Annotated in this window: 1 protein-coding gene; it reads left to right on the top strand. The window is 63.4% G+C overall.

Annotated features, from left to right (window positions below):
• The first annotated feature begins 61 nt into the window (after positions 1 to 61).
• Positions 62 to 1,162: an IS5 family transposase gene (locus AC1RQK_RS40415; protein ID WP_492815261.1), complete on the top strand. Its 1,101-nt coding sequence runs from the start codon at positions 62 to 64 to the stop codon at positions 1,160 to 1,162.
• Positions 1,163 to 1,178 lie beyond the last annotated feature (16 nt).

Raw genomic sequence — 1,178 nt, 5'->3', positions numbered from 1 at the left:
GAGGGTGGAGACAAAACAAAGAAAGACCTATTCTTCCTAAACTGAACATGGAGATGCAGTCATGGGGAAGATGGGAAGGCCCTTGGCCATAGACGAGGAGCATCACGCGCAGTTGCGGGAGCTGGTGAGAAGCCATCCAAACGCGACGATGAGGGAGTTGGCCCAAGGCCTTGCCGAGCAAGGTGGCCCCAGGGTCAGCACAGTCACGCTGGCGGCGGCTTTGCGCCGCGCTGGATTGAAGCGAGTTGCGCAACCCAGCGCAGTACTCTATGCAAAGCCCAGTGAGCCCGCGCATTACGGCTACAGCGACTCTCATCGCCTGGAGCCGGCCGATCCTGGCAAGTACACCAGTTGCCTGACCGATGCTGAATGGGCGCTGGCGGCCAACCTGTTCGAACGGCCAGAGGGACATCGGGGACGACCTGCGGTGTACGAGAGGCGCCGCATGGTCGATGCGTGCTGCTACGTGCTGCGCACGGGCTGCTCCTGGCGCATGCTGCCGCGCGAGTCCTTTCCACCCTGGCCGGCCGTGCAAAAGGCCTTCCTGCGTTGGAGCGCGCAAGGCAAGTTCGAGCAGTTGCACGAGCGCCTGCGCCAGCAATGGCGCAGGCGCATCCAGCGCGAGGCCCAGCCCACAACCGCCATCATCGACTCACAGTCGACCCGGATCTCGCCGCAGGGGGCAGGCCAAGGATACGACGCGGGCAAGAAGGTCAAAGGGCGCAAGCGACATATCGTGGTGGACACGCTGGGGCTGTTGTTGGCGGTCTGCATTACCAGCGCTAGCGTGCAAGATCGCGACGCAGCGCCAACAGTGGTGGCTCAAGCTTGCGCCAAGGCCGGCACGTTGCAGCGGCTGTTTGCCGACTCGGCGTATGCGGGGCGCTGTGCCGCCGCCCTTGAGCAAGCTCACGGCCTGAATGTGCACATCGTGCGTCGCCCGCCCAAGGCTGGGCATTGGCACGATGCGCAGCAGTCCCTGTGGCCGCTGGATCAAACGTTCCCCACCTTGCCCATGCGCTGGGTGGTGGAGCGAACCCATGCCTGGAACGAACGCTCGCGCCGCCTGATCATGCATCATGATCGCAGCATCGCCAGCGCAACCGCCTGGGTCTGGCTATCTCAGGCACGTTTGCTCGTACGCCGATTGTCCAATGCCTGAATTTGTCCTCACCCTC

The organism is Cupriavidus sp. GW822-FHT02D05, from assembly GCF_058802485.1.
Note: the sequence above shows the minus strand (reverse complement) of the source record. Positions and strands in the feature narration are given on the sequence as shown.